General features: G+C 67.7%; 20 protein-coding genes and 1 tRNA gene. 15 read left to right on the top strand and 6 right to left on the bottom strand.

The window, feature by feature from the left end; all coding sequences use genetic code 11:
• Positions 1 to 433: 433 nt before the first annotated feature.
• The 4 genes from R5H30_RS06125 to pdxH all read right to left on the bottom strand — a co-directional run bounded on the left by R5H30_RS06125 (position 434) and on the right by pdxH (position 2,462).
• A tRNA-Pro gene (locus R5H30_RS06125) sits at positions 434 to 510 on the bottom strand.
• Between the two features lie 41 nt (positions 511 to 551).
• Positions 552 to 1,016 (bottom strand): DUF192 domain-containing protein, encoded by a 465-nt coding sequence (locus R5H30_RS06120; RefSeq protein WP_318327192.1) that lies wholly within the window; start codon positions 1,014 to 1,016, stop codon positions 552 to 554.
• A complete protein-coding gene (locus R5H30_RS06115; protein ID WP_318327730.1) occupies positions 1,013 to 1,510 on the bottom strand; it encodes a cold-shock protein in 498 nt (165 codons plus the stop codon). The genes R5H30_RS06120 and R5H30_RS06115 overlap by 4 nt, the downstream gene beginning before the upstream one ends.
• Positions 1,511 to 1,856: 346 nt before the next feature.
• Positions 1,857 to 2,462 (bottom strand): pyridoxamine 5'-phosphate oxidase, encoded by a 606-nt coding sequence (gene pdxH / locus R5H30_RS06110; protein WP_318327191.1) that lies wholly within the window; start codon positions 2,460 to 2,462, stop codon positions 1,857 to 1,859.
• Positions 2,463 to 2,607: 145 nt separating this feature from the next.
• Between pdxH and fabI the strand changes: the two genes are divergently transcribed.
• From fabI to trpE, 5 genes are all read left to right on the top strand, one after another.
• The gene (gene fabI / locus R5H30_RS06105) at positions 2,608 to 3,414 is read left to right on the top strand and encodes an enoyl-ACP reductase FabI (protein WP_318327190.1); all 807 of its coding nucleotides are present in this window, start codon (positions 2,608 to 2,610) and stop codon (positions 3,412 to 3,414) included.
• Positions 3,415 to 3,418: 4 nt separating this feature from the next.
• Positions 3,419 to 3,931, top strand: coding sequence for a xanthine phosphoribosyltransferase (gene gpt / locus R5H30_RS06100; RefSeq protein WP_318327189.1), 513 nt, complete (start codon positions 3,419 to 3,421; stop codon positions 3,929 to 3,931).
• Positions 3,932 to 4,036: 105 nt separating this feature from the next.
• On the top strand, positions 4,037 to 5,212 hold the full coding sequence (locus R5H30_RS06095) for an aminotransferase (RefSeq protein ID WP_318327188.1): 1,176 nt from the start codon (positions 4,037 to 4,039) through the stop codon (positions 5,210 to 5,212).
• 80 nt (positions 5,213 to 5,292) lie between these two features.
• The gene (locus R5H30_RS06090; protein WP_318327187.1) at positions 5,293 to 7,131 is read left to right on the top strand and encodes a peptidyl-prolyl cis-trans isomerase; all 1,839 of its coding nucleotides are present in this window, start codon (positions 5,293 to 5,295) and stop codon (positions 7,129 to 7,131) included.
• Between the two features lie 7 nt (positions 7,132 to 7,138).
• Positions 7,139 to 8,650: an anthranilate synthase component I gene (gene trpE, locus R5H30_RS06085; RefSeq protein WP_318327186.1), complete on the top strand. Its 1,512-nt coding sequence runs from the start codon at positions 7,139 to 7,141 to the stop codon at positions 8,648 to 8,650.
• A gap of 56 nt (positions 8,651 to 8,706) precedes the next feature.
• Here the strand turns inward: trpE and R5H30_RS06080 are convergent, their stop codons facing one another.
• Positions 8,707 to 10,596, bottom strand: a complete 1,890-nt coding sequence (locus R5H30_RS06080; RefSeq protein WP_318327728.1) for a divergent polysaccharide deacetylase family protein — start codon at positions 10,594 to 10,596, stop codon at positions 8,707 to 8,709.
• A 178-nt stretch (positions 10,597 to 10,774) separates the two neighbouring features.
• On the opposite strand from R5H30_RS06080, the gene R5H30_RS06075 reads away from it, so the two are divergent.
• From R5H30_RS06075 to lexA, 7 genes are all read left to right on the top strand, one after another.
• Complete coding sequence (locus R5H30_RS06075; RefSeq protein WP_318327185.1) at positions 10,775 to 11,356, top strand: anthranilate synthase component II; 582 nt, start codon at positions 10,775 to 10,777, stop codon at positions 11,354 to 11,356.
• Positions 11,353 to 12,372 carry an anthranilate phosphoribosyltransferase gene (gene trpD, locus R5H30_RS06070; protein WP_318327184.1) on the top strand — a complete coding sequence of 340 codons (1,020 nt, stop codon included), beginning with the start codon at positions 11,353 to 11,355 and terminating at the stop codon, positions 12,370 to 12,372. The genes R5H30_RS06075 and trpD overlap by 4 nt, the downstream gene beginning before the upstream one ends.
• Positions 12,369 to 13,040 (top strand): uracil-DNA glycosylase, encoded by a 672-nt coding sequence (locus R5H30_RS06065; protein ID WP_318327183.1) that lies wholly within the window; start codon positions 12,369 to 12,371, stop codon positions 13,038 to 13,040. The genes trpD and R5H30_RS06065 overlap by 4 nt, the downstream gene beginning before the upstream one ends.
• Entirely contained in the window at positions 13,037 to 13,849 is an 813-nt protein-coding gene (gene trpC / locus R5H30_RS06060; protein ID WP_318327182.1) for an indole-3-glycerol phosphate synthase TrpC, read from the top strand. The genes R5H30_RS06065 and trpC overlap by 4 nt, the downstream gene beginning before the upstream one ends.
• 2 nt (positions 13,850 to 13,851) lie before the next feature.
• Complete coding sequence (moaC, locus tag R5H30_RS06055; protein ID WP_318327181.1) at positions 13,852 to 14,334, top strand: cyclic pyranopterin monophosphate synthase MoaC; 483 nt, start codon at positions 13,852 to 13,854, stop codon at positions 14,332 to 14,334.
• Positions 14,335 to 14,440: 106 nt separating this feature from the next.
• Complete coding sequence (locus R5H30_RS06050; RefSeq protein WP_318327180.1) at positions 14,441 to 15,622, top strand: molybdopterin molybdotransferase MoeA; 1,182 nt, start codon at positions 14,441 to 14,443, stop codon at positions 15,620 to 15,622.
• Positions 15,623 to 15,700: 78 nt separating this feature from the next.
• Positions 15,701 to 16,399, top strand: a complete 699-nt coding sequence (gene lexA / locus R5H30_RS06045; RefSeq protein WP_318327179.1) for a transcriptional repressor LexA — start codon at positions 15,701 to 15,703, stop codon at positions 16,397 to 16,399.
• Here lexA and R5H30_RS06040 read toward each other — a convergent pair.
• The gene (locus R5H30_RS06040) at positions 16,393 to 18,453 is read right to left on the bottom strand and encodes a ComEC/Rec2 family competence protein (protein WP_318327178.1); all 2,061 of its coding nucleotides are present in this window, start codon (positions 18,451 to 18,453) and stop codon (positions 16,393 to 16,395) included. The genes lexA and R5H30_RS06040 overlap by 7 nt on opposite strands.
• 77 nt (positions 18,454 to 18,530) lie before the next feature.
• Between R5H30_RS06040 and gltX the strand changes: the two genes are divergently transcribed.
• From gltX to R5H30_RS06025, 3 genes are all read left to right on the top strand, one after another.
• Positions 18,531 to 19,952: a glutamate--tRNA ligase gene (gene gltX / locus R5H30_RS06035; protein WP_318327177.1), complete on the top strand. Its 1,422-nt coding sequence runs from the start codon at positions 18,531 to 18,533 to the stop codon at positions 19,950 to 19,952.
• An 84-nt stretch (positions 19,953 to 20,036) separates the two neighbouring features.
• On the top strand, positions 20,037 to 21,332 hold the full coding sequence (locus tag R5H30_RS06030) for a citrate synthase (protein WP_318327176.1): 1,296 nt from the start codon (positions 20,037 to 20,039) through the stop codon (positions 21,330 to 21,332).
• Between the two features lie 404 nt (positions 21,333 to 21,736).
• The gene (locus R5H30_RS06025; RefSeq protein ID WP_318327175.1) at positions 21,737 to 21,985 is read left to right on the top strand and encodes a hypothetical protein; all 249 of its coding nucleotides are present in this window, start codon (positions 21,737 to 21,739) and stop codon (positions 21,983 to 21,985) included.
• The last annotated feature ends 10 nt before the right edge of the window (positions 21,986 to 21,995 follow it).

Genomic DNA, 21,995 nt, shown 5'->3' with positions numbered 1-21,995 from the left:
GTGGCGCCATCGTCGGCCTCCACAAACTGGCGTATCCGACCACAACTGGTCAACGAAAAAATTCGCGCTTTAGACAAATCTTCCGGGTTGACCTGCGCGACGCGGCGCGTCACGCGGCCTGCAGGCTGATTCAGTCGATGACCCGGCGGCAGGTTCTCCACAGGGCGCTGAGGCGGACGCCTCTGCAAACGAGGTCAAAAAACGCCCGCCTGCGTTGAGGTTTGGACGCGCAAGTTGAGAAACCGCCTGAACCTGTCCACAGGCCCGGCGACCCGCCGGGCGCGGGCATTCACCCGAAGCGCGGCCAGCATGGATGACGCGATGTCCGGCGCGGACATGTGACAGATTTGCGACGCAGGCGGACAACGCCACGTGCCAGACCCTGTGGTCCGCGGCAGAAATTTCGCCCCGCCGATACCAGATGTTGTGGAAGTGGTCGGGGCGGCGAGATTCGAACTCACGACCCCCTGTACCCAAAACAGGTGCGCTACCAGACTGCGCCACGCCCCGACAGGCGCCTCTTTAGACAGGTGCTCAGGTTTTGAAAAGCCCTAACACGACCAGGCGGCGTCGGAGGCGTCGAAGGACGGGTGCCGCATGACCGAGCCTTCGGTGATACCCATGCGCTCGGCCAGTCCGCCGTTGATCTCGAGCACATGGGTCAGCCCGTCGCCGCCGTGGATCGGTGTCTCGTCCAGCGGGACCGCCATGGCGTGTATGTGCCGGACGGTTCCGGTCGCGTCGAGAAACAGCATGTCCAGCGGGATCAGGGTGTTGCGCATCCAGAAAGACAGCGATTGCGGTCTGTCATAGACAAAAAGCATACCGGAAGAGATCGGCAGGCTGTCGCGATGCATGAGTCCCTGCGCCTGTTCAGCCGCATCGTCGGCGATTTCCACGCTGAAGCGCGCCTGACCCCAATCGCCCTTGAGAAAGACGGTATCCTCCCGGCAGTTCTGCGCCGCGGCCGCGCCGGACCAGACCAGCATCGCCACGGCGAATAATCCGCGGGTCATGACTTCGGCCGGTGCGCCGCCGCTTCCCAGGCGAGAACTTCGGCCGCCATCTGGCCGCGCTTGCCGTTGATCACCCGCAAGGCGAGCGCTTCGCCCGGTTGCAGGTCCGACAGTCCGGACCGGCGCAGCACCTCGACATGCAGAAAAATGTCTTCGGGCCGGCCGAAGACATTGGCGAAGCCGAAGCCCTTGCCCTTGTCGAACCATTTCACCCGCGCTGGCTCGAGCGGCGCCGAGGACACGTCCTCGGGATCGAGCTCGGCGAGGTCGGAGAGCACAGCGGCTCCGCCGGATTCGGGCGGTTGCAGCGACAGTACCTGCGTGGCCTGAACGCCCCGCTCGGTGCTCTGCACCTCGAGCTTGACCCGCGCGCCATCCGCGACCGAACTCTGCCCGAAGTTGCGCAGCACGTTGACGTGCAAAAGGATGTCCGGCCCGCCCACGTCGGCGACGACGAACCCGAACCCCTTGACGGGATCGAACCACTTGACCATGCCGGTCACCGGGCCGGCTTTTTCACTAACGTCGTTCACCGTTTTGCTTTCTTGTCATCGAAAGAGGGTATTTGCTTCCCAGCGCCATTCCAGCCGTGTCATGCCCGTCCTCGACTGGACAATGACCTGGCGTCCGGACAAGTAAACTACAACGCGGGCTGTTTGACCATGCGATCGACGTAAATCGCGGAATTTTCCCGTAAATTCTGAATAACAATTTTGCCCCTACCAGTACGTTCTGAAATATCCTGCCGCCGGTCCGCCAACGCGGGCGGCGAAATGTCCGTTAACCTATTTGTTCTAACCCTCACACGGGCCCTGCTCCAAGCGAATTTCGCCGCGGGCGTCATGGATTCAACCGCGCGGTGGTCCATTCCTGCCCGATTTCGGCCCGGCGCCAGACAAAACGGTCATGCAGGCGGAATTCGCCGTCGGCCCAGAACTCGATCTCCAGCGGGGCGATCCGGTATCCGCCCCAGAACGGCGGGCGCGGCGGATTGGTCCCGAACCTGGCCGTGACCTTGGCCACCTCCGCCATCAACGCCGCGCGGCTTTTCAGTGGACGGGACTGGCGCGAGGCCCAGGCGCCCAGCCGGCTCTTGAGAGAGCGCGACGCGAAATAGGCATCCGCCTGCGGTCCGTCCTCGCGGTGGACCAGTCCCCGCACCCGGACCTGGCGGCGCAGCGATTTCCAGTGCATCACGAACGCGGCCTTGCCCGTCGCGTCGATCTCGCCGGCCTTGGCACTCTCGTAATTGGTGTAGAAAACGAAGGCCTCCGCCTCGATTTCCTTGAGCAGCACCATGCGTGCGTTCGGCAGCCCGTCGGCACCCACGGTCGACAACGCAATTGCATTCGGATCGTTGGGCTCGGTCGCCTCGGCCTCGGCCAGCCAGCGCCGGGCTATTTCGAAAGGGTCGTCGCCTGCAAACTTGCCGTCGCGTTTTTCCATCATCGCCTCCGTTTTGCCGTGCTGCCGCCCGGCGCAGATTGGCCGGAACGGTGGCCGGGTCAAGGGATGGCAGGTGCTTGATGGTTTGCGGTGGATCGCCTAAAGCAATCGGAACGGCCGAACGGGACGAGGAAGGGTGGCACGGATGGCGAAGGATCTTCTGGCGGGCAAACGTGGCCTGATCATGGGGCTTGCGAACGACAAGAGCATCGCCTGGGGGATCGCCAAGAGCTGCGCCGAAGCCGGTGCGCAGCTTGCCTTTTCCTACCAGGGCGAGGCGCTGAAGAAACGCGTCGACCCGCTGGCGGCGCAACTCGGCAGCGATATCGTTCTGCCTTGCGACGTCGGAGACGAGAGTTCGATCGACGCGCTGTTCGAGGCGCTGAAGGAGCGCTGGGGCGGGCTCGATTTCGTGGTGCACGCGATCGGGTTTTCGGACAAGTCCGAGCTGCGCGGGCGCTATGTCGACACCAGCCGGGCCAATTTCGCGATGTCGATGGACATCTCGGTCTATTCCTTCACCGCCGTGGTGCAACGCGCCGAGAAGATGATGCAGCCGGGCGGTTCGTGCCTGACGCTGACCTATTACGGCGCCGAGAAGGTGATGCCGCATTACAACGTCATGGGGGTCGCCAAGGCGGCGCTTGAGGCCAGCGTGAAATACCTCGCCGAGGATCTCGGCAAGGACGGCATCCGCGTCAACGCGATCTCGGCGGGCCCGATCAAGACGCTTGCGGCCTCCGGCATCGGCGATTTCCGCTACATCATGAAGTGGAACGAGTACAATTCGCCGCTGCGGCGCAACGTGACCACCGAGGACGTCGGCAAGGCGGCGCTCTACCTGTTGTCGGACCTCGGGTCCGGCACCACGGGCGAGAACCTGCATGTCGATGCCGGCTACCACGTGGTCGGCATGAAGGCGGTCGACGCCCCGGACATGAGCAAGGAATGACGCCATGAGCTCCAAGGATCCGTCCCGCCTGCCGCATGAAAAGGGGTTCCACATCAGCTGGGACCAGATTCACCGCGACAGCCGGGCGCTGGCCTGGCGGCTCGACGGGCAGGGTCCGGACGAGGGTGGCTGGCGCGCGGTCGTGGCCATCACCCGCGGCGGCATGGCGCCGGCGATGATCGTGGCGCGCGAGCTCGACATCCGCACCGTCGACACGATCTCGATCAAGTCCTACGACCACCAGCAGCAGTCCGAGGCCAAGGTGCTGAAGGCGCCGGACGCGGAGCTGATGGGCAACGGCACCGGGATACTGATCGTCGACGACCTGGTGGATTCCGGAAAGACGCTGGAAGTGGTGCGGCGGAAGTATCCGAATGCGCATTTCGCCACCGTCTACGCCAAGCCGAAGGGCCGTCCGCAGGTCGACACCTTCATCACCGAAGTGAGCCAGGACACCTGGATCTTCTTTCCCTGGGACATGGCGCTGCAATATGTCGAACCCTATCGCGGCACCTGAGCGGCGCGCCATGAGTTTCATGCCTCCGGCGGGGATATTTCTGAACCAGAGAACGTCAAGTGGATCGGCACTGCGGTCGTTGGCCCGACGTGCGCGGGGCGCGCGATGAGCCTGACGCGCACATCGGCGACCTTCGCGCCACCCGTGATGGAGGCGCGGCGCTGGATCGCGGGCGTCGCGTTTCCCGCGGAGCGCCCGCTGATCAACGTCAGCCAGGCGGCGCCTGTCGACCCGCCGCCCGAGGCGCTGCGGCAGGTCATGGCCGAGGTCGCGCTGAGCCGGGACGACGCGCATCTCTACGGCCCGGTGCTGGGCCTGCCGGAGTTGCGTGCCGAGTTGGCGGGCCGCACGGCGGCACATTATGGCGGCGCGGTCGCGCCGGAGCAGGTCGCCATCACCTCGGGGTGCAACCAGGCATTCGCGGCGGCGATCGCAGCGCTGTGCGGCGAGGGCGACGAGGTGATTCTGCCGACGCCCTGGTACTTCAATCACAAGATGTGGCTCGACATGTCCGGTGTACGCGCCGTGCCCCTGCCCTGCGGCGACGGACTGCTGCCCGATCCCCAACGCGCCGCGACGCTGATCACCGAACGTACGCGGGCGATCGCGCTGGTCTCGCCCAACAACCCGGGTGGCGTGGAGTACCCGGCCGACCTGCTGCGCGCGATGTTCGAACTTGCGCGTGATCGCGGCCTGGCGCTGATCCTCGACGAGACCTATCGCGACTTTCACAGCGCGCCGGGGGCGCCGCACGATCTTTTCGCCGATCCGGACTGGGCGGACGTGCTGATCCATCTCTATTCCTTCTCCAAATCGTTCCGGCTGACTGGCCACCGGGTCGGCGCCATCGTGGCGGCGCAGGCATTCCTGGCCGAGGTCGAGAAGTTCCTCGACACCGTGGCGATCTGCCCGTCCCAGATCGGTCAGCACGCGGCGCTCTGGGGGTTGCGCAACCTGACCCAGTGGCTCGCCGGCGAGCGTGACGAGATCCTCGCCCGGCGCGCGGCGATCGAACGCGGACTGCCGATGCTGGGGGACAGGGGCTGGGAGCTTCTGGGGGTCGGCGCCTATTTCGCCTATTTTGCCCATCCCTTCGCGGAAAGCTCGGCCGAGCTTGCGCCGCGGCTGGTCCGCGAGCAGTCGGTGCTGTGCCTGCCCGGCACGATGTTCCAGCCTGCGGACGCGCAGGCCGGGGCGCGCCAGCTGCGCATCGCCTTCGCCAACCTCGACGCCGCGGGCATCGCCACGCTCTATGATCGGCTCGCCGCCGTGGAGGGCTGAGGGCCGAGGCTTGCCCCGCCCTGCCGGCCCGCGTAGACACGGCGCCAACCTGTAACCAACCCACATCCGGAACCCACTTCATGGCCAAGAGCAAAAGCATCTCAAAGACCTTCGTGTGGATCCTGATGGGCCTGCTCATTCTCGGCCTCGGCGGTTTCGGGATGACCAATCTCAGCGGCGAGGTCCGCTCGATCGGCACGGTGGGCGACAAGACGCTGCCGGTGGAGACCTACGGGCGGATGCTGCAGCAGGAGATCCGCGCCATCGAGACCCGCTCGGGCGAGCCGCTGAGCTTTCAGCGCGCCCAGGAGCTCGGAGTCGACCAGTCGGTTTTGCAGCGCCTCGTGCAGCTGCGCGCGCTCGACGACGAGACCGACCGGATGGGCCTGTCGGTGGGCGACGATATCCTGCGCGAACGCATCGTCGAGATCCCCGGCTTCCAGGGGATCGACGGCAGCTTCGACCGGGAAGCCTATCGCATGACGCTGGATCGGACCGGGCTGAGCGAGGCGCAGTTCGAGGCGCAACTGCGCGAGGACGTGGCACGCTCGCTGCTGCAGGGGGCCGTGATGGGCGGCATCGCCATGCCCGCGACCTTCGCGCACACGCTGATGCAATTCATCGCCGAGGAGCGCAGCTTTACCTGGTCGCTGATCGACGGGGCCAGCCTGACCGAGCCTTTGCCCGACCCGGACGATTCGGTGCTGCGCGCGTATTACGACGAGAACATCGAGGCCTTCACCCTGCCCGAGACCAAGAAGATCACCTATGCGGCCTTGCTGCCGGAGACGCAGCTTGCCGATATCGAGATCGCCGAGGACGAGTTGCAGGCGGCCTACGAGGAGCGCTCGGAAGAATTCAATCAGCCCGAGCGGCGCCTCGTCGAGCGCCTTGCCTTCATCGACGACGACAAGGCCGCAGCGGCGGCAGAGGCGCTCGCGGAAGGCAGCAGCTTCGAGGATCTGGTCGAGGACCGCGGGCTTCAGCTTGCCGACATCGATCTCGGCGACGTGAGTTCGGCAGATCTCGGCGCGGCCGGTGACACGGTCTTCGCCACCGAGGTCGGGTCCGTCGCGGGGCCGCTGCCGAGCCCGCTGGGGCCGGCCCTCTTCCGGGTCAACGCGGTTCTGCCAGCGCAGGTGACCACATTCCAGGAGGCGCGCGAAGCGATCCGCGACGATCTCGCCCGCGACCGGGCGCGGCGCCAGATCGCCGCCCAGGCGCAGGAGTTCGAGGACATGCTGGCCGGCGGCGCCACGCTGGAAGAGCTGGACTCGGAAACCGGCATGCAGCTTGGAGAGATCGACTGGAGCGAGGACACGACGGACGGCATCGCTGCCTACGACGGGTTCCGCAGCGCCGCGGCAGCCCTGCAGGCCGAGGATTTCCCCTCGATCATCGAACTGGAGGATGGCGGCATCTTCGCGATGCGTCTCGACGAGGTGCTGGCCCCGCGCCCGGCCGAGTTCGAGACCGTCCGCGAGGCGGTCCGCGCCGGCTGGGAGGCACGCGAGATCGGCGCACGCCTCGTGACGATGGGCGAGGAGATCGCCGGAAGGATCCGCGAGGGCGAGAGCTTTGCCGACGCCGGGCTCGACGCCGTGGCGGAGACCGGGCTGACGCGGCAGGCGACGGTGCCGGGCACCCCGCCGGGCTTCGTCGAGGCCGTGTTCGAAATGGCGCCGGGCGAGGTCCGCGTGCTGCCGGGCAACGGGACCGCGGCGATCGTCAAGCTGGAGAGCGTCGACGGCACGTCCGGCAACGCCGATGCCGAGGCGCTGCGCGCGCAGCTCCAGGACCAGGCAGACCGGTCGCTGGCCGAGAACGTCTTTACCCGCTTCGTGGCACAGGTCACGACCGAAGCGCGCCCGCAGATCGACCAGCGTGCGGTGCAGGCGGTTCACGCCAACTTCCGGTGAGCCGGCCATGGCCCTGACGCCCGACTTCGAGACCTTCGACCGCGCCTACGCCGCGGGCCGCAACCAGATCGTCTATACCCGGCTGGCGGCGGACCTCGACACGCCGGTCTCGCTGATGCTCAAGCTGACCGGCGCCGCGCCGAACGCCTTCGTGCTGGAATCGGTGACGGGCGGCGAGGTGCGCGGGCGCTACTCGATCATCGGGATGAAGCCCGACCTGATCTGGCGCTGCCGCGGAACGGCAAGCGAGATCAACCGCGCCGCGCGCTACGATGGCGAGGCGTTCGAGCCGCTCGACGGCAACCCGCTCGACACGCTGCGCAGCCTGATCGAGGAGTCGCGCATCGACCTTCCCGACGACCTGCCGCAGGCGGCGGCGGGGCTTTTCGGCTATCTCGGCTATGACATGGTGCGGCTGGTCGAACACCTCCCGCAGGTCAATCCCGACCCTTTGGACCTGCCCGACGCGATCATGTTGCGCCCTTCGGTGGTCGCCGTGCTCGACGGGGTCAAGGGCGAGGTCACGGTTGTCTCGCCAGCCTGGGTATCGGACGGGCAGAGCGCCCGTGCCGCCTACGCCCAGGCCGCCGAGCGCGTGATGGACGCCGTGCGCGATCTCGAACGGGCGATGCCGGGGGTCGATCGCGATCTCGGAGAAGCGGACCAGCCTGCCGAGCCGGTGTCGAACTTCAGCCACGCGGACTATCTTTCGGCGGTCGAGACGGCCAAGGACTACATCGCCGCGGGCGACATCTTCCAGGTAGTGCCGGCGCAGCGCTGGACACAAGCGTTCCGCCTGCCGCCTTTCGCGCTCTACCGCTCATTGCGGCGCACCAATCCGTCGCCCTTCATGTTCCATTTCGATTTCGGCGGCTTCCAGGTGATCGGCGCGAGCCCGGAGATCCTGGTCCGCGTCTTCGGGCGCGAGGTCACGATCCGGCCCATCGCGGGAACCCGGCCGCGCGGGGCGTCGCCGGAAGAGGATCGCGCGCTCGAGGCCGACCTGCTGGCGGACGAGAAGGAACTGGCCGAGCACCTGATGCTGCTCGACCTCGGCCGCAACGACGTCGGACGCGTGGCGAAGATCGGCACCGTGCGCCCGACCGAGGAGTTCATCGTCGAGCGCTACAGTCACGTGATGCATATCGTGTCGAACGTGGTGGGCGAATTGCGCGAAGACTGCGATGCGCTCGACGCGTTTTTCGCCGGGATGCCGGCGGGCACGGTCTCGGGCGCGCCCAAGGTGCGGGCGATGCAGATCATCGATGAGCTGGAACCGGAAAAGCGGGGCGTCTACGGCGGCGGCGTGGGCTATTTCAGCGCCGGCGGCGACATGGACATGTGCATCGCCTTGCGCACGGCAGTGGTCAAGGACGAGACGCTTTACATCCAGGCCGGCGGCGGGGTCGTTTACGACAGCGACCCCGAGGCGGAGTACCAGGAGACCGTGCACAAGTCGAATGCGATCCGGCGCGCGGCAGCGGACGCGGCGCGTTTCGGCCGGAAGGGAAACGGCTAAGCCGGCGCGCCCCGGAATTTTAAGAACTCCGGCCCGTTTTCCGGATCGGAAAACGATCAGTCCTGCGGGGCCAGCACGGCGGAAACAGGGGCGAGCGCCACCTTTCCTGCGCGGTCCTGCAGGCCCCAGAGCAACAGCGCCGAGATCGTGTCGGGCCGCAGGCGACCCAGCATCACAACGGCGCCTTCCTGGCCGGCGCGGAACGCGGCCTGGTCGAGAGAGCGGCGGATCGCGCTGGGCGTCTGTTCCTTGCCGTCAAAGTCGCGGAACACCGCGGCCGCGGGGACGCCCTCTTTCACGGCGAGCTTCTGGGCGGTGTTGAGACCACGGTTCTGGGTCACCAGCCCGTGCCCTGTCTGGCCTAGGATCGCCGTCACCTGGTTCGAGGCCGCGCGGGTCGACTGGATGCCAGACCCGGTGCCCTCCATCAGCGCCACCGCTTCCGGCAGGTTGCCGAAGGCTGCCGCGACCGACACTTCCGCGTCACGCGCCGTCGCCCCCTCGGGCAGATCCAGCATCGCCAGGACCTCGAAACCGCGAGCGCGGTACTCCTGCATGCGCGCCGCCGCATCGGGAAGTGTCGCGTCTATGGCAAAGCTCACCGGGTAGGGAAAGCGCCCCAATGCCTCGATGCCCACGACCTCGTCGCCAAGCGGCGCACCGTCGTCCACCAGAACGATCGCCATCAGAGGCTTGCCGCCGGGGTCGTCGAAGGCCTTTGCAAATTGCACAAGCGGCGGGCTATCGACCCCGGGGGCCGGCGCCGCGTCCGCCTCGGCGGTGTCGGCCTCCGCCGCGGCGGCGCCAGCGAGGTTCGGCAGGCGGTTGACGGTGACGCCGTCGGCCCGGTCGGTCAGCGTGCCGGCGAAACGCGGTCCGGCGGCCGGGGCAAGTGTCGCGGGAGCGTCTGCCGTCTCGGTCGCGGGTTCGCCCGCCGGCGCGTCCGGCTCGGTCAGTTCCGCTTCTTCGGGCGCAGTCTCCGGAGCCTGTGCCGGGACAGGGGCCGGAAGCGTATCGAGTTCCGCGACCTGTTCGTTCACTGGCTTGGATGCCGCGTCGGGCGTCTCCGGAGGGTTCCGGTCTCCCGTCGATGGGGCGGACTCTGTGCGGGCCGGCGGAAGGTCGGGTGTGGGAGCAGTCGCCGTGGCCTGCGGTTCGGACGGAGCTTGGGTCGCGGGCACGGTATCGCCCGTGAGACCCCGCTGGGCCATGCCGGACAGCGCCGGAGCGGCGGCGGTCGCAGTGCCGTTTGGCACGGCCGGCTGGGCGACCGGGACGGTGGCGACCGAGGGGTTCTCCAACGCGGCTGTGCGGTCCGCTGCGACCGGCGCATCGGCTGAGGGCGATCGCGCGGCCGTCTGCCGGGCAGGCGCGGAGTCCGGGTTCGGCGCCGCGGCATCCGGCGTGAAGGCCGTCGGGATCGCGGGCGCCTTGGCCGGTTCCACCGACAGGGCCAGCACGTCCGTCGCTTCGGCCAGTTCAGGGGTCGGCGGGGCCACGGGGTTCGCCTCGAAGGTCGGAACAGGCACCTCCTGCGGGCTCGCCGCCGCGGTCAGCGCGGCGCCGGGATCCACCGGGCTGTCCTGTGTGGGGGTCGGCTGCGGCGCGACCGGGGCCGACGGGGCTGCCGGACGCGGCACCATTGCCGCACCACCGGTCTCGGGCTGCCGCGCGGGCAGCGTGTCGGAATTCGTGACCGATGCCAGCGTGTCGGCATCCGGCTCCGGGGTTCTGGGGCTGCGCTCACCGGTGACCGGCACCCGGTCGCGTCCGGTGCCGCTTCCCAGCCGCCCGCTGCCCGGCGGCGCGGTATCGCCCGCGCGGGCAACCTGCGGCGCCGCCTCGCCGACGGCGGGAGGTTCCGGTCCGTCCGCGATCAGCGACGCGACCGCCGCGGCGGAAACGCACAGCACGCCGCCGTTCAAAACGCCCTTGAGAAATCCCATCGCCACGGTCTGCCCACCTCTGCCTTCAGCTCACGGCCGACCCGGCCCACGTCGGCTCCTGGCGCGGTCTCCGCCGCGGCCCTGCCCTTGACGCCCGTGTTCAAGCCTGAACAAGTATGGCCCGACGTATATCGCGCCGGCAGTCCCTGCCTCCAGCCCCGTTTGCAAAGTTTTGGACATGTTGCTGCTGATCGACAACTACGACAGTTTTACCTACAACCTGCTGCACTATCTCGGGGCGCTCGGCGCCGAGGTCACCGTGCGCCGCAACGATGCGCTCGACGTTCAGGAGGCGATGGCGATGCGCCCGACGGGCATCATGCTGTCGCCGGGCCCCTGCGACCCAGACCAGGCCGGGATCTGCCTTGCTCTGACCGAGGCCGCCGCCGAGACCCGCACGCCGCTGATGGGGGTCTGCCTCGGCCACCAGACCATCGGCCAGGCTTTCGGCGGCAACGTGGTCCGCTGCCACGAGATCGTACACGGCAAGCTCGGCCGTATCCGCCACACCAACAGTGGTGTTTTCGCCGGACTGCCCTCACCGTTTCTCGCCACGCGGTACCATTCGCTGATCGTCGAGCGGGAAAGCCTGCCCGACTGTCTCGAGATCACCGCGGACCTCGAGGACGGCACGATCATGGGGCTGCGCCATCGCGACCTGCCGATCCACGGCGTGCAGTTTCATCCCGAATCGATCCGCTCGGAAAACGGCCACGCGATGCTGAAGAATTTTCTTGACGAGATGCAGGTGCCGGCATGAGCGAAGCCCTGAAGCCGCTAATCGCCGCCGCCGCGGAAGGCGCGCTTAGCCGCGCCCAGGCCGAGGCCGCCTTTCAGGTGCTCTTTGACGGCGAGGCGACGCCAAGCCAGATCGGCGGGCTGCTGATGGCGCTGCGCACGCGCGGCGAGACGGTCGAGGAGTACGCCGCCGCGGCCAGCGTCATGCGCGCCAAGTGCAACGCGGTGAAGGCCCCGCCCGGCGCGATGGACATCGTCGGCACCGGCGGCGACGGCAAGGGGACCCTCAACATCTCGACGGCAACGGCTTTCGTGACCGCGGGCGCGGGCGTGGTCGTCGCAAAGCACGGCAACCGCAACCTCAGCTCCAAGTCCGGTGCCGCCGATGCGCTGACACAGATGGGCGTCAACGTCATGGTCGGGCCGAAAGTCGTGGAAACCGCGCTGGCCGAGGCCGGGATCGGCTTCATGATGGCGCCGATGCATCACCCGGCCATCGCCCATGTCATGCCCACGCGCGCCGAACTCGGAACCCGCACGATCTTCAACATCCTCGGGCCGCTGACCAATCCGGCGGGCGTCAAGCGCCAGCTGACCGGGGCCTTCTCGCGCGATCTCATTGACCCGATGGCCGAGACGCTGCGGATGCTGGGCTCCGAGCGCGCCTGGCTGGTGCATGGCTCGGACGGCACCGACGAGCTGACCATAACCGGGGTCAGCTGGGTGTCGGAGTTGTTCCCGGACGGCACCGTCAGCGCGCGCGAGTTGCATCCCGAAGAGGCGGGCCTGCCGGTGCATCCTTTCGAGGCCATCGTCGGCGGTACGCCCGAAGACAACGCCCGCGCCTTCCGCGAACTGCTCGACGGTGCGCCCTCGGCCTATCGCGATGCGGTGCTGCTGAACGCCGCCGCGGCGCTGGTGGTGGCCGAGGCCGCTCCGGACCTGAAACAGGGCGTGGAACTCGCCGCCGAGTCGATCGACAGCGGCGCGGCCAAGGAGCGGATCGCGACGCTCGCGCGCGTCACCCAAAAGGCGTGAGCGCCCTCGATCTCGGCCGCCTCGGCGGCTGGCGCGACCTGCCCTTCTTCGACCGGGACCTGCCTGCGATCGCGGCCCGGCTGGCGGCCGAGACGCGTCCGGTGCTGCCGCCGCCCGAGCTCGTCTTCGCCGCGTTCGAGCGCACGCCACCCGAGACGGTGCGCGTGGTCATCCTGGGCCAGGACCCCTACCCCACGCCCGGTCACGCCCACGGGCTCGCGTTCTCGGCCGAAGCAGACGTGCATCCGTTGCCGCGCTCGCTCGGCAACATCTTTCGCGAGATGCGCGACGATATCGGAGCCTGCCCGGCCACTGCCGACCTGCGGTTCTGGGCCGACCAGGGTGTCCTGCTGCTCAACCCGATCCTGACCGTTCCCGCCGGGCAGGCGAAGGGCCACGCCGGGCTTGGCTGGCAACGACTGACGGCCCAGGTGCTCGGCAGGCTTGCGGACCGGCCGCGGGCCTACCTGCTCTGGGGGACGCTGGCACAGAAGACCGCCGCCGGAGTCGACGGCACGTGCAACCTCAAGATCGAGACCGCGCATCCCTCGCCGCTCTCTGCACGCCGCGGTTTTTTCGGCTCGCGGCCGTTCTCGCGGGTGAATGCATGGTTGCAGGGGCAAGGCCAGACAGCCATAAACTGGACGAAACCACCGGAGGGCCCATGAGCGAAACCATTCTCGACCGCATAAAGGCCTACAAGATCGAAGAGGTCGCCGCCGACAAGGCCGCGAAACCGCTGGCCGAAGTCGAGGGCGATGCTACGTCGGCCCCGACCGTGCGCCCCTTTGCAGAGGCGCTGCACCAGGTGTCGATCGCGGGCTACGGGCTGATTGCCGAGATCAAGAAGGCGAGCCCCTCCAAGGGCCTCATCCGCGCCGATTTCGACCCTGCGGCGCTGGCGCAGGCCTACGAGGACGGTGGCGCCACCTGCCTGTCGGTGCTGACCGACACACCAAGCTTCCAGGGCGCCAAGTCCTACCTGGGCAAGGCCCGCGCGGCCTGTTCGCTGCCGGTGCTGCGCAAGGATTTCATGTACGACCCGTACCAGGTCGTCGAGGCGCGCGCGCTTGGCGCCGATTGCATCCTCATCATCATGGCCGCGGTTTCGGACGCCCAGGCGCAGGAGCTCGAGCAGACCGCGCGGGACTGGGGGATGGACGTGCTGGTCGAGGTTCACGACCGCGACGAGCTCGACCGCGCGGCCGAACTCGAAAGCCGGCTCGTCGGCATCAACAACCGCAATCTCAAGAGCTTCGAGACCTCGCTCGACACCACGCGCAAGCTGGCCAAGCAGGTCCCGGCAGAAAAGCTGATCGTGGCCGAGTCCGGCATGTCGTCGCCCGAGGATCTTGCCGACCTCGCGCGCTTCGGCGCCCGCATCTTCCTGATCGGCGAAAGCCTGATGCGACAGGAGGACGTGGCCCAGGCCACTCGAGACCTGCTTGCGCACCCGGTCACCGCCTCGGGGATGTAAGGGTGGCCACCGGCAGCCTCACCCATTTCGACGCCAAGGGCGATGCACAAATGGTCGACGTCGGTGGCAAGCCCGACACCGACCGGGTCGCGGTCGCGGTCTGCCACGTCCGGATGCAGGCCGAGACCCTGGCGCTGATCACAGAGGGCCGCGCCAAGAAGGGCGATGTCGCCGGGGTGGCGCGCCTGGCCGGCATCATGGCCTCCAAGCGCACCGCCGATCTGATACCGCTCTGCCATCCGCTGCCGATCACCAAGGTTTCGGTCGATCTGGCGCCCGATGCCGACCTGCCGGGCCTTCGGATCGAGGCGACGGTGAAGACGACCGGCAAGACCGGGGTCGAGATGGAGGCGCTGACGGCGGCTTCGGTTGCGGCGCTGACCGTCTATGACATGGCCAAGGCGGTCGACAGGGCGATGGAGATCGGCGGCTTGCGCCTGCGCCTCAAGGATGGCGGCAAGTCGGGCCGCTACGAGGCGCCGTGAACGCGCTGCGGCGAACCGCAGCCGTTTTCCGATCCGGAAAACGGTTCGGAAAATTCCAATTTTCCGTCTCCCTGCCGCAACCGGCGGACAGAGTGCCGCGGCCCCGATGATTTCCGTCGACGACGCCCTGGCCAAACTCCTTGCGCTGGTTTCGCCGCTCGAGGCCGAAACCGTGCCGCTGCGGGCGGCCGCCGGGCGCGTGCTGGCCCGCGAGGTCCGCGCCCGACGCACCCAGCCGCCCTTCGACGCGTCCTCGATGGATGGCTATGCGCTGCGCCGCAACGACCTGTCGCCGGACGCGCGTTTCGACGTCATCGGCGAGGCCGCCGCCGGGCACGGGTTCGACGGCTCTGTCGGTCCCGGCCAGTCGGTGCGCATCTTCACCGGCGCACCGGTTCCGCGCGGCGCGGACATGGTCGTGATCCAGGAGGACGTCACCCGCGACGGCGACCGCATCGCAATCAGCGGAAAGCTCGACGGTAAGTCCAACATCCGTCCCGCCGGAAGCGATTTTCACGAGGGCGACAGCCTGTCCGCGCCGCGCCGCCTGACGCCGTCCGACGTGGCCCTGCTGGCGGCGATGAACATCGCCGAAGTGCCGGTCGCCCGAAAGCCCGTCATCGCCCTTCTGGCCACGGGCGACGAACTGGTTCTTCCCGGCGAAGCCCCCGGCCCGGACCAGATCATCGCTTCCAACAGTTTCGGCCTTGCCGCCCTTCTCGAAGAGCTCGGCGCAACGGCGCGCCTGCTGCCGGTCGCCCGCGACACGTCTGCGTCGCTGGCAGCCGCCTTCGCGTTGGCCGAAGGCGCGGACCTGCTGGTTACCATCGGCGGCGCCTCGGTCGGGGATCATGACCTTGTCGGTGGCGTTGCGGCCGAACTCGGGATGAAGCAGTCCTTCTACAAGGTCGCGATGCGGCCGGGAAAGCCGCTGATGGCCGGCAACCTCAAGGGTCTGCCGATGCTGGGCCTGCCGGGAAACCCGGTCTCCGCCATGGTCTGCGGCACCGTGTTTCTCGCCCCGATGGTCCGGGTGATGCAAGGTTTCGCGCCCGAGGCAGCGCCGCGCACCACGGGCGCCCTGGCCCAGGACATCCCGGCAAACGGTCCGCGCGAGCACTACATGCGCGCGCGGCTCGGCCCGGACGGCCTGTCTGTGTTCGGCAGCCAGGATAGTTCGCTTCTGACCGTATTGTCGGAAGCCGATGCCCTGCTGGTGCGGCCCCCGGGTGATCCCGCGCGTGTCTCAGGCGACACGGTCGACGTCATCATGCTGCGTAACTACTGACGTTCCAGGGTCGAGAGTTGACACAAAACGGGAACATGACTAGAACAAACGGAAAATAACGACGCAGAGGCCCGAGAGATGCTGACCAAGAAGCAACTGGACTTGCTCGAATTCATCCACAAGCGCGTACAGCGAGACGGCGTTCCGCCCAGCTTCGACGAGATGAAGGAAGCGCTCGACCTGCGATCCAAATCCGGCATCCACCGCCTGATCACGGCGCTTGAGGAACGCGGTTTCATCCGCCGCCTCGCCCACCGCGCCCGCGCACTCGAGATCGTCAAGCTGCCCGACAGCCTTGGTGGCGGGCCGTCGGGGTTTACGCCGCGCGTGATCGATGGCGACCGGCCCGATGCCGCTCCGCCGTCGCAGGCGCGCGAGATTTCGACCGCCGGCGCGATGGACCTGCCGCTGGTCGGCCGGATCGCCGCGGGTGTGCCGATCGAAGCGCTCAACCAGAACAACAATTCGGTCACCGTGCCGCAGGCGATGCTGTCGGGTTCCGGCAGCCACTACGCGCTCGAGGTCAAGGGCGACTCGATGATCGGCGCGGGGATCAACGACGGCGACGTCGTGGTGATCCGCGAAACCAAGTCCGCCGACAACGGCGATATCGTCGTTGCGCTGATCGAGGATCACGAGGCGACGCTGAAACGCTTCATGCGGCGCGGCGGTTCGATCGCGCTCGAGGCGGCGAACCCGGCTTATGAAACCCGCGTCCTGCCGCCCGACCTCGTCAAGGTTCAAGGCAAACTCGTGGGCCTGATCCGCAGCTACTGACCGCGCGGGCTCACTTTTTTCCATCCGCTCCAGACTCGCTGCCCGGTGACCTCGCGCGCCGTGCGCAAAACCGGCGTGCCGTCGCGCCAGACCAGCGCCACCGCGCCGGTCGCGCGCAACCGGGCGGGGTCGAGCACCGTGCAGCCGCCGCCGAGCCCTGTGAGCGGTACGCTGGCCACCACGACCTGATCCGGCGCGCAGCGCGTCACTTGCGAGGCCGCGCGCTTGCCCGACAGATGCAGGATGCTGACCGCGCCGAAGCTGGCGGGCCGGGCGGGTTCCGCGGGCCAGCGCTGCGCCGCGGCCGCCTGGTCCGCACCGTCGCCGTCGTTCTCCAGCCAATTCTCGGCGACGAATCCCGCGCCGCGTGGCTTGCTGAGCGCCCGCCCCTCCGGCGTCATCACGCCGACCAGCGCTCCGTTCTCGGCAACCAGTGCGAAAGGACGCTCCGCCTGGGTCCAGAGCGTGACGGCAAGCACGACCGGGACCGCACCGGCAACGCGCCCCCTGCCGCGCCACAGCAGCGCCCAGAGAAGCCCCAGAGCAAGCAGCGGCAGCACCGGGGTGCCCGGCTTCGGCACGAGCCGGCGGGCGCCGTCGAAGCCTGCCACGGTCTCGGCCACGCCGAGGATCCAGCGCAGGCCCAGTTCCATGACCCCAAGCCCGAGCCAGTCGAGCCCCAGCGGCGCCAGCAACGCGGCCAGCACCGCCGCCGGCACCACAAGCGTGCCCATGACCGGCACCGACACCAGGTTCGCGAGAAGACCGTAGCGCGACACGGCGTTGAAATGTGCGGCCCCGATGGGCGCGGTGGCCAGACCGGCCACAGCGGACGAGATCACCACCGCCAGCACCGGGCGCAGCCATTTCGGACCCATCGGCACGCGCGCATCGCGGATCCAGCCGAAGATCGCGACCAGCGCCGTGGTGGCGGAAAAGGACATCTGGAAACCCGGTCCGGTCAGGGCTTCCGGCCGCAGGACAAGCACGATCGTCGCGGCGATCGCCACCGCGCGCAGGCTGATCGCGCGCCTGTCGAGCATCACTGCGCTCAGCGCCACGGCGGCCATGATGTAGGCGCGCTCGGTGGCGACACTCGCCCCCGACAGCAGCAGGTAGCCTGTTGCCGCCACCAGCGCACCGCCAGCGGCGATCTTCCGCGTCGGCCAGCGCAGGGCGACGGGCGGGATCGCCGCAAGCGTCAGGCGCAACAGGCCGAAGACGAAGCCGCTGAGAAGCCCCATGTGCAGGCCCGAGATCGCCAGAAGATGCGCGAGGTTGCTGGCGCGCAGATCCTCGAGCGCGGCTTGCGATATGGCGCTGCGATCGCCCGTGGTGACCGCAGCCGCGAACCCGCCGGCGTCGCCGGGCAGAACGGAGCGGACGTGTTCCGACAGCGCCATGCGAATCCGGAAGACGGCGAGCCCTGCCAACCCCTCGGAGGCCGGCGCGATCGCCAGCAGCGGAACGCGGGAATAGCCCACGGCGCCCAGCCCTTCGAACCAGGCATGGCGCTGGAAATCGAAACCGCCCGGCTCGACCGGGCCGCCGGGCGGCGACAGGTGGGCGGTGGTCATGACCCGCAGACCCGGCACCGCGGCGACATCGTGCGACCGCTCGCCGTGGAGCGAAACGCGCACTCGGTCGGGCGTGCGCGCTGCGGAGACCCTTTCGAGCTGCACGCGGTCGAGCGTCAGGCGCAGCGCGTCCGAGCCGGATCTGTCGATGGCGACCACCCGGCCCTCGACAGGGCCGTAGTAGCGGAAGTTCAGCACCGGCGCCGCGACCTGATGCGTCCGCAGTCCAGCCACCACGAAGCCCGCCCCGGCAACGGCCAGCGCAAGCGCCAGCGGTGCTGCGGCCTCGCCCAGACGCGGGCTCAGCGCCGCAAGCGCCAGAGCGGCAAGGGCGGCGAGCGTCAAGAGCGTCGGGGAGGGTTCGAAGCGGAGCAGGAAGAAGACCCCGATGCCACAGCCAAGGCACACCGGGACCCATTCGAAAAGGTATCCGCGCTGGCGCAGCAGGGTCGCCTCGATCCGGGCCGAACCGCGCATCCTTGCCCCCGTTGCCAGCACTGGATAGACAGTGCGCAGCCTAGAATTACATGCTTTCCGAAAGGTAAACGCCCGCAATGTCCGCCCCCGTCGTCACGCGTTTCGCGCCGTCTCCCACCGGCTTCCTGCACATCGGCGGGGCGCGCACGGCACTGTTCAACTGGCTGTATGCGCGCGGACGCGACGGCAAGTTCCTGCTGCGGATCGAGGACACCGACCGGGCGCGGTCGACGCCGGAAGCGACACAGGCGATCCTCGACGGTCTGGGCTGGCTCGGGCTCGATCACGACGGCGAAGTGATCTCGCAGGCCGCCGGCGCCGAGCGCCATGCCGAGGTCGCGCAGGAACTGCTGGCGGCCGGCAAGGCCTACAAGTGCTTTGCAACCCAGGACGAGATCGCCGCCTTCCGCGAGGCCGCGCGCGCCGAGGGGCGCAGCACGCTCTACCGCTCGCCCTGGCGCGACGCCGATCCGGCGACCCACCCCGATGCGCCCTATGCCATCCGCATCAAGGCGCCGCTCGACGGCCAGACGGTGATCCGCGACGTGGTGCAGGGCGACGTGGTGATCGGCAACGACCAGCTCGACGACATGATCCTGCTGCGCTCGGACGGCACACCGGTCTACATGCTGGCCGTGGTGGTGGACGATCACGACATGGGCGTAACCCACGTGATTCGCGGCGACGACCACCTCAACAATGCCGCGCGGCAGATGATGATCTATCAGGCGATGGGCTGGGACGTGCCGGTCTGGGCGCATATCCCGCTGATCTTCGGACCGGATGGCAAGAAGCTGTCGAAACGCCACGGGGCGACCGGAGCGCACGAATACCAGGCGATGGGCTATTCGGCAGCCGGAATGCGAAATTACCTGGCCCGGCTGGGCTGGAGCCACGGCGACGACGAGTTCTTCACCGACGCGCAGGCCCGCGCGTGGTTCGACCTTGACGGGATCGGGAAAAGCCCCGCGCGCTTCGACATGAAAAAGCTCGAGAACCTGTCGGGGCGACACATCGCGATCACCGAGGATGCTGCACTGCGGCAAGAAGCGGAAGGCTACCTGGCCGCGGCCGGTCGACCCGCCCTGGAACCGGAAAAGGCCAAAGGGTTGGAAGCGGCGCTTTACTGCATCAAGGATCGCGCGAAGACCTTTCCGGAACTGATTGAAAAGGCGGAATTCATCTTGGCGGATCGCCCGATCGCGCCGGACGAGAAGGCGGCCAAATCGCTGGACGGCGATGCCCTGGAATTGCTGAGAGAATTGACGCCGCAGTTGCAAAATGCTAGCTGGTCGCGGGAAAGTCTGGAGGCCACGCTCAACGGTTTTGCCGAGCAACGCGGCACCAAGTTCGGCAAGCTGGCAGGGCCACTGCGCGCCGCTCTCGCGGGGCGCTCTGCAACACCGTCAGTTTTCGACATGATGCTGGTCCTGGGACGCGAGGAAACGCTGGCCAGGCTGCAGGACGCCGCCACCCGGGACGCGGTACAGCCGTCGTGAAGGATCAGCGGGTATGAACCGGACCGGACAAACTCCGGTTTCACAAGCGGGCGCACCCGCATCGGATGACAGGAAGGATCACGAATGGCCGACGACACAAAAACCGCCACACTGACCATCGACGGCAAAAGCTACGATCTGCCGGTGCTGAGCCCGACCGCGGGACCCGAGGTCATCGACATCCGCAAACTTTACGCGCAGGCCGGGGTCTTCACCTACGATCCCGGCTTTACCTCGACGGCCGCCTGCGACAGCACGATCACCTACATCGACGGCAACAAGGGTGAACTGCTGCATCGCGGCTACCCGATCGACCAGCTGGCCGCGAACTCGCATTACCTCGAAGTCTGCTACGCGCTGCTCTACGGCGAACTGCCCTCGCCCGCCGAGCTGGAGAACTTCGAAAGCCGTGTGACCAATCACACGATGATCCACGAGCAGATGCACAACTTCTTCCGCGGGTTCCGCCGCGATGCGCACCCGATGGCGACGATGGTCGGCGTGGTCGGCGCGATGTCGGCCTTCTACCACGACTCGACGGACATCTCGGACCCCTGGCAGCGCGAGGTCGCCTCGATCCGCCTGATCGCGAAGATGCCGACGATCGCGGCGATGGCCTACAAGTATTCCATCGGGCAGCCCTTCGTCTATCCGCGCAACGATCTCGACTACGCGTCGAACTTCCTGCGCATGTGCTTCTCGGTTCCAGCCGAGGAATACGTCGTCAGCCCGGTGCTGAGCCGTGCGATGGACCGCATCTTCACGCTGCATGCAGACCACGAGCAGAACGCCTCGACCTCGACCGTGCGGCTGGCCTCGTCTTCGGGCGCCAACCCCTTCGCCTGCATCGCCGCAGGCATCGCCTGCCTATGGGGCCCGGCGCACGGCGGGGCCAACCAGGCCTGCCTCGAGATGCTCAACGAGATCGGCACGCCGGACCGCATCCCCGAGTTCATCGCGCGTGCCAAGGACAAGGACGACCCGTTCCGCCTGATGGGCTTCGGGCACCGGGTCTACAAGAATTTCGATCCGCGCGCGAAGGTGATGAAGCAGTCCGCCGACGAGGTGCTCGAACTTCTGGGCGTCGAGAACAACCCGATCCTGCAGGTCGCCAAGGAACTCGAGGCCGCGGCCCTGGCCGATCCGTATTTCTCGGACAAGAAGCTGTTCCCGAACGTCGATTTCTATTCGGGCATCATCCTCGAGGCGATGGGCTTCCCGACCGCGATGTTCACGCCGATTTTCGCCGTGGCGCGCACCGTCGGGTGGATCTCGCAGTGGAAAGAGCAGATCTCGGACCCGCAACTCAAGATCGGGCGTCCGCGGCAACTCTATCTCGGCGAGACCCAGCGCGACTACGTGGACATCGAGAACCGCTGATCGCCGACATCGAGACTCAAGCAAAACCGCCTCCCTCCGGAGGCGGTTTTTTCGTTTCCAGGCAGCTTGAGTGATTCGCAGGAAAAAGGGTTGGCAGCGGGCCTGTCCAACAAGAATCCCATCCCTTTGGCTCCAGATTGCTGCAGTTTTGCCGCGATTATGCCACTGTCTTCGAGGCCGGGACAATCGCGGCCGGTTTCTTGACCGGCCGGAATCGCTCGGCCTAGACTCGGGTCAGGCACGTGAAAGTCCGGGCGGTATTGGCGCCTGCAGGCTTCCGACTTCCGCCCGCGAGGCCCGGCACCGACCGGGTATCGGAAACCCATTCAAGTGACGTGAAAGATTTTCTAGGTACCATGGTTCGAACAACAGACCCGCAAGATCCCACCCCCGAGGTGCCGCCCGTGCAGGCGGTTGACTTCGACGTTTTCCACACTGAGACCGGCAAGGTGATGATCAGTGTCGAGACACCCGACCGGCTCGACATGGTGTCGCTGTCCTACCCGCGCGGCGCGCGCCGGCCCCGGATCACGGTCGAACGTCAGTCGGCGCAGGTGCAGACCGTCTACGCCGACGGTTTGCCGCTGCTGGTCGTCGCGACGGCCCGCAGGATGCGGCTGGGCCCGGGCGACGTGGTTCTGCAGGAACGCTGATTTCGCGGCC

This window comes from Roseobacter sp. FCG-D35, assembly GCF_033436665.1.
In the GTDB taxonomy this organism is placed as follows: domain Bacteria; phylum Pseudomonadota; class Alphaproteobacteria; order Rhodobacterales; family Rhodobacteraceae; genus JAWQFO01.
This window is presented reverse-complemented; position numbering and strand designations above follow the sequence as displayed.

Coding starts and splice junctions, on each gene's coding strand:
- R5H30_RS06095 (WP_318327188.1), top strand. CDS start 4,037: ATGAGCCTGACGCGCACATCGGCGACCTTCGCGCCACCCGTGATGGAG.
- gltX (WP_318327177.1), top strand. CDS start 18,531: ATGTCCGCCCCCGTCGTCACGCGTTTCGCGCCGTCTCCCACCGGCTTC.
- trpE (WP_318327186.1), top strand. CDS start 7,139: ATGGCCCTGACGCCCGACTTCGAGACCTTCGACCGCGCCTACGCCGCG.
- R5H30_RS06090 (WP_318327187.1), top strand. CDS start 5,293: ATGGCCAAGAGCAAAAGCATCTCAAAGACCTTCGTGTGGATCCTGATG.
- gpt (WP_318327189.1), top strand. CDS start 3,419: ATGAGCTCCAAGGATCCGTCCCGCCTGCCGCATGAAAAGGGGTTCCAC.
- R5H30_RS06030 (WP_318327176.1), top strand. CDS start 20,037: ATGGCCGACGACACAAAAACCGCCACACTGACCATCGACGGCAAAAGC.
- lexA (WP_318327179.1), top strand. CDS start 15,701: ATGCTGACCAAGAAGCAACTGGACTTGCTCGAATTCATCCACAAGCGC.
- pdxH (WP_318327191.1), bottom strand. CDS start 2,462: ATGGAAAAACGCGACGGCAAGTTTGCAGGCGACGACCCTTTCGAAATA.
- R5H30_RS06050 (WP_318327180.1), top strand. CDS start 14,441: ATGATTTCCGTCGACGACGCCCTGGCCAAACTCCTTGCGCTGGTTTCG.
- R5H30_RS06040 (WP_318327178.1), bottom strand. CDS start 18,453: ATGCGCGGTTCGGCCCGGATCGAGGCGACCCTGCTGCGCCAGCGCGGA.
- trpD (WP_318327184.1), top strand. CDS start 11,353: ATGAGCGAAGCCCTGAAGCCGCTAATCGCCGCCGCCGCGGAAGGCGCG.
- R5H30_RS06120 (WP_318327192.1), bottom strand. CDS start 1,016: ATGACCCGCGGATTATTCGCCGTGGCGATGCTGGTCTGGTCCGGCGCG.
- R5H30_RS06115 (WP_318327730.1), bottom strand. CDS start 1,510: ATGGTCAAGTGGTTCGATCCCGTCAAGGGGTTCGGGTTCGTCGTCGCC.
- R5H30_RS06080 (WP_318327728.1), bottom strand. CDS start 10,596: ATGGGATTTCTCAAGGGCGTTTTGAACGGCGGCGTGCTGTGCGTTTCC.
- fabI (WP_318327190.1), top strand. CDS start 2,608: ATGGCGAAGGATCTTCTGGCGGGCAAACGTGGCCTGATCATGGGGCTT.
- trpC (WP_318327182.1), top strand. CDS start 13,037: ATGAGCGAAACCATTCTCGACCGCATAAAGGCCTACAAGATCGAAGAG.
- R5H30_RS06075 (WP_318327185.1), top strand. CDS start 10,775: ATGTTGCTGCTGATCGACAACTACGACAGTTTTACCTACAACCTGCTG.